Source organism: Bradyrhizobium sp. 4, from assembly GCF_023100905.1.
GTDB lineage: Bacteria > Pseudomonadota > Alphaproteobacteria > Rhizobiales > Xanthobacteraceae > Bradyrhizobium.
In genome coordinates this window covers 3,212,939-3,228,146 of the sequence record NZ_CP064686.1, presented here as the reverse complement: position 1 = coordinate 3,228,146, position 15,208 = coordinate 3,212,939, and the positions used below count along the sequence as shown (strand labels likewise).

General features: G+C 64.6%; 14 protein-coding genes. 5 read left to right on the top strand and 9 right to left on the bottom strand.

Translation table 11 applies throughout. The features are described from left to right. Window positions 1-10: 10 nt before the first annotated feature. From IVB45_RS14695 to IVB45_RS14680, 4 genes are all read left to right on the top strand, one after another. Complete coding sequence (locus IVB45_RS14695) at window positions 11-481, top strand: 3-hydroxyacyl-ACP dehydratase FabZ family protein (RefSeq protein WP_007608856.1); 471 nt, start codon at window positions 11-13, stop codon at window positions 479-481. Further along, the gene (locus tag IVB45_RS14690; RefSeq protein ID WP_247360402.1) at window positions 478-1,683 is read left to right on the top strand and encodes a beta-ketoacyl-ACP synthase; all 1,206 of its coding nucleotides are present in this window, start codon (window positions 478-480) and stop codon (window positions 1,681-1,683) included. The genes IVB45_RS14695 and IVB45_RS14690 overlap by 4 nt, the downstream gene beginning before the upstream one ends. Window positions 1,684-1,782: 99 nt before the next feature. Next, entirely contained in the window at window positions 1,783-3,060 is a 1,278-nt protein-coding gene (locus IVB45_RS14685; RefSeq protein WP_247360401.1) for a beta-ketoacyl-ACP synthase, read from the top strand. Window positions 3,061-3,068: 8 nt separating this feature from the next. Then, complete coding sequence (locus IVB45_RS14680) at window positions 3,069-4,001, top strand: lipid A biosynthesis lauroyl acyltransferase (RefSeq protein WP_247360400.1); 933 nt, start codon at window positions 3,069-3,071, stop codon at window positions 3,999-4,001. Window positions 4,002-4,133: 132 nt separating this feature from the next. Here the strand turns inward: IVB45_RS14680 and IVB45_RS14675 are convergent, their stop codons facing one another. The 7 genes from IVB45_RS14675 to IVB45_RS14645 form a co-directional block, all read right to left on the bottom strand. Continuing rightward, window positions 4,134-5,240 (bottom strand): polyamine ABC transporter substrate-binding protein, encoded by a 1,107-nt coding sequence (locus IVB45_RS14675; protein WP_247360399.1) that lies wholly within the window; start codon window positions 5,238-5,240, stop codon window positions 4,134-4,136. A 3-nt stretch (window positions 5,241-5,243) separates the two neighbouring features. Beyond that, the gene (locus tag IVB45_RS14670; RefSeq protein ID WP_247360398.1) at window positions 5,244-6,422 is read right to left on the bottom strand and encodes an aminotransferase; all 1,179 of its coding nucleotides are present in this window, start codon (window positions 6,420-6,422) and stop codon (window positions 5,244-5,246) included. Window positions 6,423-6,430: 8 nt separating this feature from the next. Continuing rightward, window positions 6,431-6,757 (bottom strand): rhodanese-like domain-containing protein, encoded by a 327-nt coding sequence (locus IVB45_RS14665; protein WP_015686918.1) that lies wholly within the window; start codon window positions 6,755-6,757, stop codon window positions 6,431-6,433. Between the two features lie 171 nt (window positions 6,758-6,928). Further along, window positions 6,929-8,857, bottom strand: a complete 1,929-nt coding sequence (locus IVB45_RS14660; RefSeq protein ID WP_027569444.1) for a potassium transporter Kup — start codon at window positions 8,855-8,857, stop codon at window positions 6,929-6,931. Between the two features lie 141 nt (window positions 8,858-8,998). Further along, window positions 8,999-10,897: a potassium transporter Kup gene (locus IVB45_RS14655; protein ID WP_247360397.1), complete on the bottom strand. Its 1,899-nt coding sequence runs from the start codon at window positions 10,895-10,897 to the stop codon at window positions 8,999-9,001. A 273-nt stretch (window positions 10,898-11,170) separates the two neighbouring features. Then, on the bottom strand, window positions 11,171-12,001 hold the full coding sequence (locus IVB45_RS14650; RefSeq protein ID WP_007592497.1) for a flagellar motor protein MotB: 831 nt from the start codon (window positions 11,999-12,001) through the stop codon (window positions 11,171-11,173). Window positions 12,002-12,024: 23 nt separating this feature from the next. Further along, entirely contained in the window at window positions 12,025-12,798 is a 774-nt protein-coding gene (locus IVB45_RS14645; protein ID WP_018459340.1) for a MotA/TolQ/ExbB proton channel family protein, read from the bottom strand. A 336-nt stretch (window positions 12,799-13,134) separates the two neighbouring features. On the opposite strand from IVB45_RS14645, the gene IVB45_RS14640 reads away from it, so the two are divergent. Then, window positions 13,135-13,428, top strand: a complete 294-nt coding sequence (locus IVB45_RS14640) for a hypothetical protein (RefSeq protein WP_027569442.1) — start codon at window positions 13,135-13,137, stop codon at window positions 13,426-13,428. A gap of 18 nt (window positions 13,429-13,446) precedes the next feature. On the opposite strand, the gene IVB45_RS14635 is transcribed toward IVB45_RS14640, so the two are convergent. Further along, the gene (locus tag IVB45_RS14635) at window positions 13,447-14,166 is read right to left on the bottom strand and encodes an RraA family protein (protein ID WP_247360396.1); all 720 of its coding nucleotides are present in this window, start codon (window positions 14,164-14,166) and stop codon (window positions 13,447-13,449) included. Between the two features lie 145 nt (window positions 14,167-14,311). After that, window positions 14,312-15,193 (bottom strand): phosphatidylcholine/phosphatidylserine synthase, encoded by an 882-nt coding sequence (locus tag IVB45_RS14630; protein ID WP_018459344.1) that lies wholly within the window; start codon window positions 15,191-15,193, stop codon window positions 14,312-14,314. Between the last annotated feature and the right edge of the window lie 15 nt (window positions 15,194-15,208).

Below are 15,208 nucleotides of genomic sequence, written 5' to 3'. Positions count from 1 at the left end.
GCGCGCGGTCATGCAACTCGAATACTTCCACATGATAGATCGCGTCGTCGACCTCAACGTCGACGCGAAGACGATTGTCGTCGAGGCTCAGGTCCCGATGGAGAGCACCATTTTCGAGGGGCACTTCCCGGGCTATCCCCTGATGCCCGGCGTGCTCCTGATCGAATCGATGGCGCAGGCCTCTGGCTGGCTTCAGCTTGGCGTGCTCAAATTCGAGCGCATGCCGATCCTGGCTGCCGTAAAGGAGGCCAAGGTCCGCGGCTCGGTTTTCCCCGGCGATCTCATGAGCATCGAGGCGAGCCTGGCCCATCAGGGCTCGGGCTACGCCGTGACCGAAGCCAAGATCAAGGTCGGCGGCAAGCTGCGCGCGAATTCGACGCTGACCTTCACGCAGATTCCCTTTCCCCATGCGGATATGCGCGCCCACATGGACGCGGTCGCCAAACGCGTCGGCTTTCCGCAACAGGCCGTATCGCCATGACCGAGATTGCTTCGAAGCCCGCCCAGACGGAAGTCTGGATCACCGGCATTGGCCTGGCCACCTCGCTCGGCGAGGGCCTGGACGCCAACTGGGCCGCGCTTCAGGAGAAGCGCATCAATGTCGACGAGAAGGGCTTTGCGCCCTACATCGTGCACCCCCTGACGCCGGTTACCTTCGACAGCCAAATCCCGAAGAAGGGCGACCAGCGCCAGATGGAAGCCTGGCAGCGCATCGGCACCTATGCGGCCGGGCTTGCGCTCGACTCCGCCGGGATCAAGGGCAACAAGGATATCCTGTCGAAGATCGACATGGTCGTCGCCGCCGGCGGCGGCGAGCGCGATCTCAACGTCGACACCGGCGTGCTCACGGCCGAGGCCAAGGGTGCCAACGCGCCCGGCTTCCTCAACGAGCGGCTGATGAGCGATCTCAGGCCGACGCTGTTCCTGGCCCAGCTCTCCAACCTGCTCGCCGGCAACATCGCCATCGTGCACGGCATTGGCGGCACCTCGCGCACCTTCATGGGTGAAGAGGTTGCCGGCGCCGATGCCGCCCGCATTGCATTGTCGCGCATCGCCTCGGGCGAGAGCGACATCGCGCTGATCGGCGGCTCGCACAATGGCGAGCGCAAGGACCTGATGGTCCTCTACGAATTCGGCGACTTCAATCTCAAGGACAAGTTCGCACCCGTGTGGGCGCGCGAGGACAACGCCGGCTTCGCGCTCGGCTCGGCTGGCGCGTTTCTGGTGCTGGAGTCCAAGGCGCATGCGGAAGCGCGCGGTGCCAAGCCGTTCGCGAAGCTGTCGAGCGTCGTTGCCGACCTCGCCCGGCGCAAGACCCCCGGCGACATGGCCGCGACGCTGGAGAAGCTTTGGGCAAAGTTGCCGAAGCGCGACGGCAAGGGCGCGATCATATCCGGTGCGACCGGCGCTGAGCCGGCGACATCAGAAGAGCGCGGCTTCCTGAAGGGCCACACCGAGTTCCCGGTGCGCTCGACCGGCACGATGTTCGGCCACACCATGGAGACGCAATTCCCGCTCGGTATCGCGCTCGCCGCGCTGTCGATCTCTCGCGGCGCGCTGTTTCCGCCGAACGATTCCACGGGCACCGAGATTGAAATGCAGGGAGCGCCCACCCAGATTGTGGTGGTGGGGGCCGGACACTGGCGCGGCGAAGGCATGGCGCTGGTCGAGGCAGTAAGCTAGAGCGCGTTGCGCTTTGGCAGGTTATTGTTTGGGCATGATCTTCTCGGAAAATCGCGTCACGCTTTTTCGGGTCATGCTCCAGCTCAAGCGGGGATCGACATGACTGCACCACGCGACAAACTCGGGCGTCCCGTCGTCGTCGTCACCGGCATGGGCATCATGACCTCGCTCGGCAACGGCAAGACCGACAATTGGGCGAAGCTCGTCGCCGGCGAATCCGGCATCCGCACCATCACGCGCTTTCCAGTCGACGGCCTGAAAACCACGATGGCCGGCACGGTGGATTTCGTCAGCGTCGATCCGTTCTCCTCCACCGGCCTGTCCGAGCGGATGGCCGAGCTGGTGACGCAGGAAGCGCTGGACCAGGCCGGCATCGGCGCCAAGGCGGATTTCCCGGGTCCTCTCTTCCTTGCGGTCGCACCTGTCGAAGTCGAATGGCCGCAACGCCGCGAGCTCGGGCGCGCCGTCGGTAAGCTCGACTTCAATTACGACGATCTGCTGCGCATCTCCGGTGGCGGCAAGTACAGCGCCTATCACCACCGCTTCATGTTCGGTTCGGTCGCGGCCTACCTCGCCGAGACCTTCGGCACCAAGGGCTCGCCGATCTCGTTGTCGACGGCCTGCGCCTCGGGCGCGACCTCGATCCAGCTCGGTGTCGAGGCGATCCGCCGCGGCGAAACCGATGCCGCGCTGTGCGTGGCGACCGACGGCACCGTGAATCCGGAGGCGCTGGTGCGCTTCTCGCTGCTCTCGGCGCTGTCGACCCAGAACGATCCGCCGCAGGCGGCCTCCCGTCCCTTCTCCAAGAACCGCGACGGTTTTGTCATGGCCGAAGGCGCAGGTGCGCTGGTGCTCGAAAGCTATGAAGCCGCCACCGCGCGCGGCGCAAAAATCCTCGGCGTGATCGCCGGCTGCGGCGAGCTCACCGATTCCTTCCATCGCACCCGCTCCTCACCCGACGGCAAGCCGATCATCGGCTGCATGAACAAGACGCTGGCCGATGCCGGCATGACGCCGGACCAGATCGACCACATCAACGCGCACGGCACCGCGACGCCCGAGAACGACAAGATGGAGTACAATACGACATCGGCCGTGTTCGGCGAACTCGTCTCGAAGATTCCGGTCACCTCCAACAAGTCGATGGTCGGCCACACCATCTCGGCCGCCGGCGCGGTCGAGGCAATCTTCTCGCTGCTCACGCTCGAACATCAGCGCATCCCGCCGACGATCAACTACGACAATCCGGATCCCACGATCCTGTTCGACGTCGTCGGCAACAAGGCACGCGATGCCCGCGTCACCGCGGTGATGTCGAACTCGTTCGGCTTCGGCGGCCAGAACGCCTCGCTGATCCTGACCCGCGAACCGGCCTGACCGGACGCATGGCGCTGCTTCCTGCGAGGACGAAAGCCCGCGCGCGGGCGACGGCCAAATCGATCGGTGGAGGGCTGATCGGCGCCGCCACCGTCGGCATGTTGCGCACCACGCGTTATTTCGATCCGGCCAAGACCTCGGACTTTTTCGCGCGCGTCACCAAAACGATCGGTCCGCGCCTGCGCGAGCACCGCATCGGCCGCGCCAACCTCAGCGCGGCCTTTCCGGAGAAATCGCCCGAAGAGATCGAAAGCATCCTGATGGGCGTGTGGGACAATCTCGGTCGCGTCGGCGCCGAATTCGCCCATATGGACCACGTCTGGGACTACGACCGCGATCATCCGGAAAACAGCCGGATCGAACTGCCCAGGCGCAGCATCGAGCTGTTCGACCGGATCCGCGACGACGGCAAACCCGCGCTGATCTTCGCCGCGCATCTCGCCAACTGGGAATTGCCGGCGCTCGCCGCGGTCGCGCATGGGCTGGATACGGCGATCCTCTACCGCCGCCCCAATATCGCCTCCGCCGACCGCATCATCCAGGAGATGCGCCAGGTCAACATGGGCACGCTGATCCCGGCGGGGCGCGACGCGCCGCTGCGGCTCGCGCAGGCGCTCAAGGACGGCAAGCACGTCGCGATGCTGATCGACCAGTATCTGACCGGCGGCGTCGAGGTCACCTTCTTCGGCCGCAAGACCCGCGCCAATCCGATGCTGGCACGCCTGTTGCGCCAGGTCGAATGCCCGATCCACGGCGTCCGCGTCATCCGCCTGCCCGGCGGCCGCTTCACCGCCGAGATCACCGAAGAGGTCCAGCCGGTGCGCGACGCCGACGGCAAGATCGACATCCAGGGCACCACCCAGGCGATCACGAGCGTGGTGGAAGGCTGGGTCCGTGAGCATCCCGAGCAGTGGCTGTGGCTGCACCGCAGGTGGCGGTAATCTTGTTCCGTCATTGCGAGCGATTTGTCCGCCGTAGCTCGAAGAGCGAAGGCGGAAGCGAGCAATCCAGAATCCTCCCGCGGAAAGATTCTGATTGGTTCGTCGCTTCGCTCCTCGCAATGATGGGCGCGATTACCTTCCCGTCTTCACCCTGGTCCACAGCCGATTGATGACCCGCTGGGTCGCCGGCTCACGCGCCGTGATGACGAACAGCTTTGCGAGCATCGCCTCGTCCGGATAGATGTTCTTGTCGTTCAGAATTTTCGGGTCGACCAGCTTCTGGCTGGCGAGGTTGCCGTTGGCGTAGGACAGGAAGTCCGTATTCTTGGCGGCCACGTCCGGACGGTAGAGATAGTTGATCAGCTCGTAGGCTTCCTTGACGTTCCTGGCATCCGCAGGGATTGCGAGATTGTCGAAGAACATCTGCGCGCCCTCCTTCGGGATGGCGTAGCCGATCTCGATGCCGCTCTTACCTTCGGCAGCGCGGGCGCGGGCCTGCATGATGTCGCCGGACCAGCCGACCACGAAACAGATCTCGCCGGTGGCGAGCGCGCTTAGATATTCGGACGAATGAAACTTGCGCACGGCAGGCCGCACCTTGGCCACGACATCGGCGGCCTTGTCGAGGTCGGCCTGCTTGGTCGAGTTCGGATCGAGCCCGAGATAGTTCAACGCCGCCGGGAAGATGTCGTCGGCGGAATCCAGCATGTGGACGCCGCAGTCTTTGAATTTCGCGAGATTCTCCGGCTTGAACACGATGTCCCAGCTGTCGATCTTCGCATCCTCTCCGAGAATCTGCTTCAGCTTGGCGACGTTGTAGCCGATGCCCGTCGTGCCCCACATGTAATTGACGGCGTAGACATTGCCGGGGTCGTAGATCGCGAGACGTTCGGTCACCACCGGCCAGGCATTGGCCAGGTTCGGCAGCTTCGACTTGTCGAGGTTCTGGAAGATGTTGGCCTTGATCTGGCGCTGAAGGAAATAGGCGGTGGGCACCACGACGTCATAGCCGGACCTGCCGGCCATCAGGCGCGTCTCCAGGGTCTCGTTGGCGTCAAACGTGTCGTAGACCACCTTGATGCCGGTCTCCCTGGTGAAGGCCTCGAGGACGTCGGGCGCCACGTAGTTCGACCAGTTGTAGAAGTTGACGACCCGCTCCTCGGCCCCTGCGGGGGCGGAGAGCAACGTCAGCGCGGCGGCGATCGCGCGGCCAAAACCAAAGCGGCTGACGATCGTCATCTGCTACCTCTTGCGCCCGCGCACCGCGTCCGACAGCCGCTCCAGCGCGGTGTCGAGCGTCTCGTCCTTCTTGGCAAAGCAGAAGCGCACCACCGAGGTCACAGGGTCCTGCTCGTAGAAGGCCGACACCGGGATTGCCGCGACCTTGTAGTCCTTCACGATCCGCCAGCAGAACTCGGTGTCGCTCTCGTTCAGCCCGAGCGGGGACAGGTCGACGGTGAGGAAGTAGGTTCCCTGCGACTTCAGCACCGGGAAGCCGAGGCTCTCCAGTCCCTTGGCAAGGCGGTCCCTGCTCCGCGCCAGGTCCTTGCGCATCGACAGGAAATACTCGTCCGGCTTGCCGAGCCCGTAAGCGACGGCGGCCTGGAGGTTCGGCGCGGTGGTGAAGGTCAGGAACTGGTGCACCTTGGCGGCAACGCGCAGCAACGGCGGCGCGGCGCAGACGAAGCCGATCTTCCAGCCCGTCAGCGAGAAGATCTTGCCGGCCGAGCCGACCTTGATGGTGCGGTCGCGCATGCCGGGGATGGTGATCAGCGGGATGTGCTTGTGCTCGTCGAAGGTGACGTGCTCCCAGACCTCGTCGCAGATCGCGATGACGTCGAACTCCTGGCAGTAGCGCGCCAAAAGCTCGAGGTCCTCGCGCGGAAACACCACCGCGGACGGATTCAGGGGATTGTTGAAGAGCACCGCCTTGGTCTTTGAATTGAAGACGCTTTTCAGCATGTCCTCATTCAGCCGCCAATGCGGCGGCTCGAGCCGGACCAGGCGCGGAATGCCGCCGGCCTGACGGATGATCGGCAGATAGGAATCGTACACCGGCTGGAAGCACACCACCTCGTCACCGGGCTGGACGACGGCGAGGATGGCCGAGGTGAGCGCCTCGGTGCCGCCGGAGGTCACCATCACCTCGCTCATCGGATCGAGCTCGAGGCCGTGCCAGTGGCCGTAATGGGTCGCGATCGCCTGGCGCAGCTCCGGCAGGCCCATCATCGACGGGTACTGGTTGTAGCCGTTCAGCGAGGCCTCGGCTGCGGCGCAGCGGATGTCTTCGGGGCCGGGATCGTCGGGAAAGCCCTGGCCGAGATTGATGGCGGCATTGTCGCGCGCGGCCTGCGACATCGCCTCGAAGATGGTGACGGGAAGGTCCGCGAAGACCTTGTTGAGGGACGAGCTCTTGGACATCGGCGGGGTCAGCCGCCGACCTTGCTGGGAAGACCCGCCGCCTTCCAGCCCAGCATGCCGCCGGCCAGATGCTTGTCGTAAGGCAGGCCTGCGGCCTGCGCTGCCAGCGAGGCCGTCACCGAACGCTTGCCCGAGCGGCAGGCGAACACGACCTCTTTGCCCGCGGGATCGGGGATCGCCTTGGGATCGAAGGTCGAGAGCGGCACGACCACGCCGTAGGGATAAGCCTCGGCCTCGACCTCGTTCGGCTCGCGCACGTCGACAAGGAGATAGCGCCCTTCCGCGACACCCTTGGAGACCTCGTCCGGGGTCAGATCCTGTACTTGATTTGCCACATCATCCTCCAACGTCGCGGGCCGCTGCCGGGGCGATCCCGGCGGCCGGCAACCTCGCCTCTCGGCCGGTGAAAATCAAGCGCTACAAAGGCTTGAGCTGCCTTGCGCAAGTTAAAGCTAAATCGCAGCGACTTGAAGCGCGACCTTCCAACGGAGGATCAGATCGTCACTTTAGATGGTGACCTGGGTGCCGACCTCGACGACGCGGCCGGAGGGGATCTGGAAATAGTCGGTGGCGTCGTTGGCGGAACGGCTGAGCGAGATGAACAGCCGGTCCTGCCAGCGCGGCATGCCGGAATGGGCGGCCGGTTTGAGCGCCCTCCGCGACAGGAAGAACGAGGTCGACATGATGTCGAACTGCCAGCCGAGCTTGCGGGCGATCGCCAGCGCCTTCGGCACGTTGGGCGATTCCATGAAGCCGAACTTCAGCGTCACCTTGGAGAAGGTCGGCGAGATTTGTTCCAGCTTCACCCGCTCGGCCGGATCGATGCGCGGGGTCTGTGCGGTCTCGATCGTGAGAATGACGTTCTTCTCGTGCAGCACCTTGTAGTGCTTCAGACTATGCATCAGCGCGGTCGGCGCGCTGACGGGATCGCTGGTCAGGAACACCGCGGTGCCGGGCACGCGCTGCGGCGGCCGCTTCTCCAGCATCGCCACGAGGTCGGCGAGCGGGAATTCGAGCTTGCGCGACTTCTCGAACAGCAGCCGGCTGCCGCGCCGCCACGTGTACATCAGCATCATCATGACTGCGCCGAGCGCCAGGGGCACCCAGCCGCCCTCAAACACCTTCAGCAGATTGGCGGCGAGAAAAGTCAGATCGAGGAACAGGAACGGCGCGATCAGGGCGGCGGCCGTGAACGGCGACCATTTCCAGACCTTCCAGATCACCACAAAACCCATCATCGCCGTGACCACCATGGTTCCGGTGACGGAGATGCCGTAGGCCGACGCCAGCGCGGTGGAAGAGCGGAACAGCAGCACCAGCAGGACCACCGCCACCAGCAGGAGCTGGTTGATGCGCGGGATGAAGATCTGGCCCGAATGGGCTTCAGAGGTATGGCGAATTTCAAAACGCGGCAACAGACCGAGCTGGATCGCCTGACGCGTCAGCGAATACGCACCGGTGATGACCGCCTGGCTCGCGATGACTGTTGCGGCGGTCGCCAGCACGACCATGCAGCCGCGGAAAAAACCTTGCGGGAAGAGCTGAAAGAACGGGCTGACGATCGCGCCGGGATCGCCGAGCACGAGGGCGCCCTGCCCCAGATAGTTCAATGCCAGCGACGGCACCACGATGAACAGCCAGGCGGTCTGGATCGGCCGCTTGCCGAAATGGCCGAGGTCGGCATAGAGCGCCTCGGCACCGGTGACCGCCAGAAACACCGCGCCGAGCGTCACGAACCCGATGATGCCATGGTGGATCATGAAGGACACGGCGTAGAGCGGGTTCAGCGCCAACAGCACCTGCGGCTGCTGGATGATCGGGTGGATCGCCGCGATTGCGATCACGGCGAACCAGACGCACATGATTGGGCCGAAGAAAGCGGCGACGCGAGCGGTACCACGGGACTGCACGGCAAACAGGCCGACCAGGATGATCACGGTCAGCGGCACGATGTAGGGCTCGAAGTGCAGGGTGACGTCCTTCATGCCTTCGATCGCCGACAGCACCGAGAGCGCCGGCGTGATCACGGCGTCGCCGTAGAACAGGGCGCCGGAAATGATGCCGAGCAGGACGATGGTTGTTCCGCGGGTGCCGACTGCGCGCTGGGCCAGGGCCATCAGCGCCAGCGTGCCGCCCTCGCCGTTGTTGTCGGCGCGAAGCAGGATCACGACGTATTTGAGCGTCACCACGATGATGAGCGCCCACAGGATCAGGGAGAGCACGCCGAGCACGGCCGCCGGCGTCGGCAGCCCCTCCGCGCCAGAAGCCGCCATGACCGCCTCGCGGAACGCGTAGAGCGGGCTGGTGCCGATATCGCCGTAGACGACGCCGATGCTGCCGAGTGTCAGCGCACCGAAACCGGCAGTGGTGTGGGCATCGCCATGCCCATTGGCCGCCGCCGTTTCCGGGGCGGAAATCGCTACGTCACTTGTCATGGGAGAGCCTGATGGCCTCTGAAAATGCTTCACTGCACAACGGCAGAAGGGCGCGCGGCTTATAGGCCTGCGCTACCGGCATAGCCTAGCCCGATTTTGAGGCCTAGACATGCAGTTTTGCATGGCTCCGCCAGTCGCTGCTTAGATGGTGACCTGGGTTCCGACTTCAACCACCCGCCCGGTGGGAATCTGGAAATAGTCGGTGGCGTCGTTGGCGGACCGGCTCAGCGCGATGAACAAATGATCCTGCCAAAGCGGCATGCCGGACTGCGCCGACGCCTTCAGCGAGCGCCGCGACACGAAGAACGAGGTCGACATGATGTCGAACTGCCAGCCCTGCTTGCGCGCGATCGCGAGCGCCTTGGGCACGTTTGGCTGCTCCATGTAACCGAAGCGCAAGCGGACCTTGAAGAACTTGTCGCTGATCTTCTCCATCCGGAAACGCTCCGACAGATCGACCCGCGGCGTATGCGCGGTCTCGATGGTCAGGACCACGTTGTGCTCGTGCAGCACCTTGTTGTGCTTGAGATTGTGCAGCAGCGCGGTCGGCACGAAGGAGGGATCGCTGGTCAGGAACACCGCGGTGCCCTTGACGATGTGCGGCGGCCGCTTCTCCAGGCTCCGGATCAGATCGTCCAGCGGCACCTCGATGCGGCGCGTTTTCTGGATCAGGATCCCCGACCCTCGCCGCCAGGTCCAGATTGTCCCGGCCATGATCACGCCGAACAGCAGCGGCACCCAGGCGCCTTCGAGCAGCTTCAGGAGGTTCGCGCTGAAGAAGCTGATGTCGACCACGACGAAGGGCAGGATCACCGCTGCGGCCGTGGCCGCGCGCCAGTTCCACAATTTCCAAATCACGATGAAGCCCATGATGCCGTCAGCAACCATGGTGGTGGAGACCGCAATACCGTAGGCCGAAGCCAGATTGGTGGGGGTGTGGAACAACAGCACCAGCAGCATCACACCGATCAGCAGCAGCCGGTTTACACGCGGCAGATAGATCTGGCCGGCATGAGTTTCCGAGGTGAAGCGCACCTCGAAGCGCGGCAGGAGGCCGAGCTGCACTGCCTGATAGACCAGCGAATAGGCCCCTGTGATCACCGCCTGGCTCGCGATCACGGTCGCCGCGGTCGCAAGTCCGACCAGCGGCAGCACGAAATGCTCGGGCACCATGCGATAGAAGGAGTGTTCGATCGCGGTGGGATCCGACAGCACCAGTGCGCCCTGCCCGAAATAGTTGATCAGGAGCGCAGGCAGCACGAAGAACATCCAGGCCGACTGGATCGGCTTGCGGCCGAAATGGCCGAGGTCTGCGTAAAGCGCCTCGCCGCCCGTCACCGCGAGGAACACCGCTCCCAGTGTCACCAAGCCGATCGTGCCGTGCGACAGCAGGAATTCCAGCGCGTAATAGGGATTGATTGCTGCCAGCACCGACGGATCGTCGGCGATGTGAACGGCGCCCAACACGGCAAGGACGGTGAACCAGACGACCATCACCGGCCCGAAAGCCGAGGCGACCAGCGCCGTCCCCTTGCTCTGGACCGCGAACAGCAGCGCCAGGATGAGAACGGTCAGGGGAACGACATAGTGCTCGAAGGCGGGTGTTGCGAGCTTCAGACCCTCGACCGCCGACAGCACCGAGATCGCCGGCGTGATCATGGAATCGCCGATGAACATGGAGGCGCCGACCACGCCAAGCGCCGTCAGGAACCAGCTCCGCCGCCCGAGCGCGCGCTGACCGAGCGCCATGAGGGAAAGCGTGCCGCCCTCCCCGTTGTTGTCGGCGCGCAGCAGCAGCAGAACGTATTTGGCGGTGACGACGATCAGCAGCGCCCAGAGGATCAACGAGAGCACGCCGAGCACCATGACCCGCGAGACCGGCTGACCGTGGGCCGCGCCCCTGACCGCCTCGTGGAATGCGTAGAGCGGCGAGGTGCCGATGTCGCCGAAGACGACGCCGATGCTCCCGAGCGTCAGGCCCCAGAAACCCGAGCTGACCGGTCCGTCCGGAGCTTCGGTCGATGTGATGCTCGCCGTCATATGAAACTGGAACGCTTTTGCCCGAGAATTGATCCGGCGCCTTTTGACGGTTCCGGCGCCCCTGTCAATCGGCACATCACCATAGCAGGCGCCGGGGCAGATGCTGTGACGGCGCAGCAACGGTCGTCGCCCACGCGACGACATGCCTCAGGTAAGACGGTGGCACAAGAGCCCTGAGCCTTTCCGTCCCCGATCGAAGGGGAATTGGCTCTACATCCTTGTTTTGTCGCGGTTTCTTCGCGGGAAACAGGGCCCGCTTCGCTCGAATGCGCCCTACGGCTTCAGATTCGGTGGCAGCGGCGGATCTTCGCGCATCAGGGTGATGGTCACCCGCCGGTTGGCCGCGAGCGAAGGATCGTCCGGAAACAGCGGCTGGGTATCCGCCTTGCCGGCGACGGCGAAGACATGGGCGGCCGGCAGGCCCTCGCGTTCGAGGATCTGACGCACGGCATTGGCGCGGTCGGCCGACAGGTCGAAGGCGCCGTAGTCGCTGCGGGTCGGCACGAATCCAGCCGCGGTGTGGCCGGCGATGGAGACGCGCAGCGGCGTCGCCTTGAGCGGGACAGCGAGCTTCTCGATCAGGCGACGGGTGCGGTCATAGGGCACCTTGGAGCCGTCGGCGAACATCGAGCGGCCGTCCTGGTCCACGATCTCGAGGTTGAGGCCCTGCTTGGTCTCCTCGAACATGATGTGCTTGGACATCTCGGTCAGTTCCGGCATGTCCTGCAATGCCTGGCGCAGCGAGGCCGCCGCCAGCGCAAAATTGCGGTCGACCTTGATCTTGGCGCCCGACGTGCGGTCCCGATCCTCCTGGTCCGGCGTCGGCGTGTTGGAGGAGTCCTCGGGCTGAATGTGATCGACGTTCTTCAGCCGAGGGCGGGTCGGCAGGCCGTCGGACTCGACGATACCGGAATAGCGCGCTTCGGTCTGGACACCGAAGGCGTCGCGCATGGAGCCTGCGACGACCTTGAGCTTGTTGGCATCCTGCGTCGAGAACGCGACGAGCATCACGAAGAAGCTCATCATCAGCCCCATCAGGTCGGCGAAGGTCACGAACCAGCCGTGACCGCCTCCGTGTGAATCGCCGCGCTTCTTCTTGGCCATGTCTCAAATCCCGACGCGCGGCCTCAGGCCGGCACCGGCTCGCCTTCGGCGTGGCGGTGCTTCTCGGGCAGGTAGGCCAGCAGCATTTCGCGGACCAGCGTCGGGCTCTTGGAGTCGCGGATCATCAGGATGCCGTCGATGATCAACGTGCGGTTGGTCTCTTCGTCCAGGAGCTTGCCATGCAGCTTGTCGGCGATCGGGGTACAGAACAGGTTGGCGACCAGCGCGCCGTAGAGAGTCGCGAGCAACGCGGTGGCCATGAACGGGCCGAGCTTTGAAGGGTCGGTCATGTTGGCGAACATCTGCACCATGCCGATCAGCGTGCCGACCATGCCGAAGGCCGGGGCGCAGTCGCCGATGGCGCGGTAGATCTTGCTGCCTTCGTCCAGATGCATCAAAAAATTATCGCGGTCGCGCTCGAGATTGTCGCGAATGAAATCAAGGTCGTAGCCGTCGGCGACGTAGCGGATGCCCTTGGCGAGGAACGGCTCGTCGGTCTCGACTTTTTCCAGCCCCACCGGGCCCTGCTTGCGGGCGATCTCGGCGATACGGGCGAGCTCGTCGACCAGATCGTGCGCCGACAGACGGCTCATCGTGAAGGCAAACTTGGCGCCGAGCGGCAGGCCGTGGATCAGCGTCGAGAGCGGAAAGCGGATCATGGTCGCAGCCGTCGAGCCGCCGAAGATGATGATCATCGCATGCTCGGAAACGAACATGTGGAGATCGCCGCCCAGCAGCATCATCGTCGCGATGACGACAATACCCGCCACGAGCCCGATGCTCGTCATGATATCCATGGGAGACTCCAACGCGAACGCAACAACGGCCGTCCTGGCCGATGGCGCGGCCCAACCCCGAACCGCATCGGAAACCCTAGTGAGCCGCGATTAAAGACGCGTAAAGGTTAAGTTGAGCCGTCGCGCCTGGCGGCCGCAGCGCGCTGAAAGGCGCCGACTTTTGCCGAGTGCCGACAGGGATTTCAACATTTCGCTAACCATAGGGCGTTGCACGCACCCCATCACCCAAGGCCGTGCGCGCGCGATCCCTTCGGCTGCGGCCCTGCGCCACATCGGGGCGACCCGATCAGTTGGTATTCTGGAGCGGGCCGGCTCCTCAGGGCGGAAGGCATCGCAATGGTGACGCTGTTCAGTCTTCTCACCGCGCTTCCCGCAGTGCTGGCGCTCCACATGCTCGAACCCGGGCTCGTCCTGCCGGCGTTCAGCGTGCTGCTCTTTGTGGAGGCGGCCCTGGCCGTGATCGCAGCACGCCTGATCCACATGCCGGACAATGCGGAAGATATCACCCTGTGGGATTTTGCCGGCGGCTTCACCTTGATCGGATGCGCTGCCGCGGTGCTCGGCGAGCCGGATCAGGCCGCCTTGTTCCTCACGGAACAGGGCAGCCTGCGAGCGGCTTCGCAACCGTAGATCATTGCGGTCCCGCCGTTAGTGGATCTCCGCTGAGCGCTTCAGCGCGACCTTGAGCTTTTCCAGCGAGAAGTCGGGGCTGCGGGCGATCTCGAGGATCGGCGTCTCGCGACGGCCGCAGAGCTCGGCAGCCTCGGGCAGCTTTGCGGCGATATCGTGCGGGATCACGATGGCGCCGTGCTGGTCGGCATGGATCAAATCATCCGACTTGACGGTCATGCCGGCGACGCGCACTTCGCCGCCAAAGCTCTCGGCGTGCACCCATGCATGCGACGGGCCGATCGAGCCGGCCAGTGCCTGGAAGCCCGGCGCCCATTGCGGAATGTCGCGGATCGAACCGTCGGTGATGACGCCGAGGCAGCCGAGCGCCTTGTGCACGTTGCTCTGCACCTCGCCCCAGAACGCACCGTAGCCGACGTCGGGACCGTCGATGTCCTGGATCACCGAGATGCGCGGACCGTGGCCAGTCCCGACATATTCGTAATAGTCGATGCGGCGCTTGGCCTGCTCTTCCGGCGGTAGCGAATTTTTCAGCACCGAGCGGATCGCGACCGTGCGGGCATAGCCGACGATCGGGGGCAGATCGGGAAATGGGCAGACCAGTGGCTTGGTGGTGTAGCCGATCAGCCGGCGCTCGGGCGCCACGATCTCCATGGCATTGCAGATCGTCGGCGTGTCATAGCGGCCCAGCGCTTCGAGGACGGAAGCGGGCAGCGGCCCGGTCGCAGTATTCGTCACGGCGTTCTCTCCCAGATTGGCGGCCGCTGTTGGCGCGGTGCCGCCGGCACCGGGCGATATAGCCGAGATCGGGCCTCAACCCAACTCAGGGCGCCTCATGGCAGATATCCAAGTCTCGCTGTTCAGCGCCTTGCTGCTTGGCCGTTCAGTGCAGCCGGTCGGGCCGGTCGTCTTCGCGCGGCGGCTCCGACAGGTTTGCCAGCGTCGGCGCCGACGGCGGCGAAGAGACCTCACCTCCAGCCGGCGCGGTGGCTTCCATCGCGCGCGCCTGGTCGCGATAGGATTTGTAGCCGAGCGGCAAAGCGAGGAGATACAGCACCGTTCCGATGGACAGCACGTGCCAGGGATAGGCGATCAGGATCGCGATGAACACGACCACCGCGACGAACGCCGGCAGCACCAGTTCGGGCGGCACGCGCATGCGCTTGGTCTTGCCGGAGAAGACCGGCAGGCGCGACACCATCAGGAAGGCGATCAGCAGCGTATACGCAGCCGTCACCGCCGCAGGCAGCCGGCCGAGATCGAGGAACGCGACATAGATCGGCAGCAGCACCGTGATCGCGCCGGCCGGCGCCGGCACGCCGGTGAAGAAATTCGCGGCAAAGGCCGGCTTGTTGGGATCGTCCATGGTGGCATTGAAGCGCGCCAGGCGGAGGCCACCGGAGATCGCGAACACCATGGCGGCGATCCAGCCGGCATTGCCGAGCTCGTGCAGCTGCCAGAAATACAGCATCAGGCCGGGCGCCACGCCGAAATTGACGAAATCGGCGAGGCTGTCGAGCTCGGCGCCGAACTTGGACTGCCCCTTGATCATGCGCGCGATGCGGCCGTCGATGCCATCGAGTGCCGCCGCGAACACGATGGCGTAGACCGCGAGCGACATCCGCCCCTCGATCGAGAGCCGGATCGAGGTCAGGCCGGCGCAGATCGCCAGCAGCGTGATGACGTTGGGCACCAGCATGCGCACCGGGATCGGGCGGAACCGCCGGCGGCGCACATCAGGATCTTTGAAGTCATAGGGCGTCATGGCTCGTCCTCACCT

Bases quoted from the DNA above. Each gene is read 5' to 3' on its own strand.
- IVB45_RS14695 (WP_007608856.1), top strand. From the start codon at position 11: ATGCAACTCGAATACTTCCACATGATAGATCGCGTCGTCGACCTCAAC.
- IVB45_RS14690 (WP_247360402.1), top strand. From the start codon at position 478: ATGACCGAGATTGCTTCGAAGCCCGCCCAGACGGAAGTCTGGATCACC.
- IVB45_RS14685 (WP_247360401.1), top strand. From the start codon at position 1,783: ATGACTGCACCACGCGACAAACTCGGGCGTCCCGTCGTCGTCGTCACC.
- IVB45_RS14680 (WP_247360400.1), top strand. From the start codon at position 3,069: ATGGCGCTGCTTCCTGCGAGGACGAAAGCCCGCGCGCGGGCGACGGCC.
- IVB45_RS14675 (WP_247360399.1), bottom strand. From the start codon at position 5,240: ATGACGATCGTCAGCCGCTTTGGTTTTGGCCGCGCGATCGCCGCCGCG.
- IVB45_RS14670 (WP_247360398.1), bottom strand. From the start codon at position 6,422: ATGTCCAAGAGCTCGTCCCTCAACAAGGTCTTCGCGGACCTTCCCGTC.
- IVB45_RS14660 (WP_027569444.1), bottom strand. From the start codon at position 8,857: ATGACAAGTGACGTAGCGATTTCCGCCCCGGAAACGGCGGCGGCCAAT.
- IVB45_RS14655 (WP_247360397.1), bottom strand. From the start codon at position 10,897: ATGACGGCGAGCATCACATCGACCGAAGCTCCGGACGGACCGGTCAGC.
- IVB45_RS14650 (WP_007592497.1), bottom strand. From the start codon at position 12,001: ATGGCCAAGAAGAAGCGCGGCGATTCACACGGAGGCGGTCACGGCTGG.
- IVB45_RS14645 (WP_018459340.1), bottom strand. From the start codon at position 12,798: ATGGATATCATGACGAGCATCGGGCTCGTGGCGGGTATTGTCGTCATC.
- IVB45_RS14640 (WP_027569442.1), top strand. From the start codon at position 13,135: ATGGTGACGCTGTTCAGTCTTCTCACCGCGCTTCCCGCAGTGCTGGCG.
- IVB45_RS14630 (WP_018459344.1), bottom strand. From the start codon at position 15,193: ATGACGCCCTATGACTTCAAAGATCCTGATGTGCGCCGCCGGCGGTTC.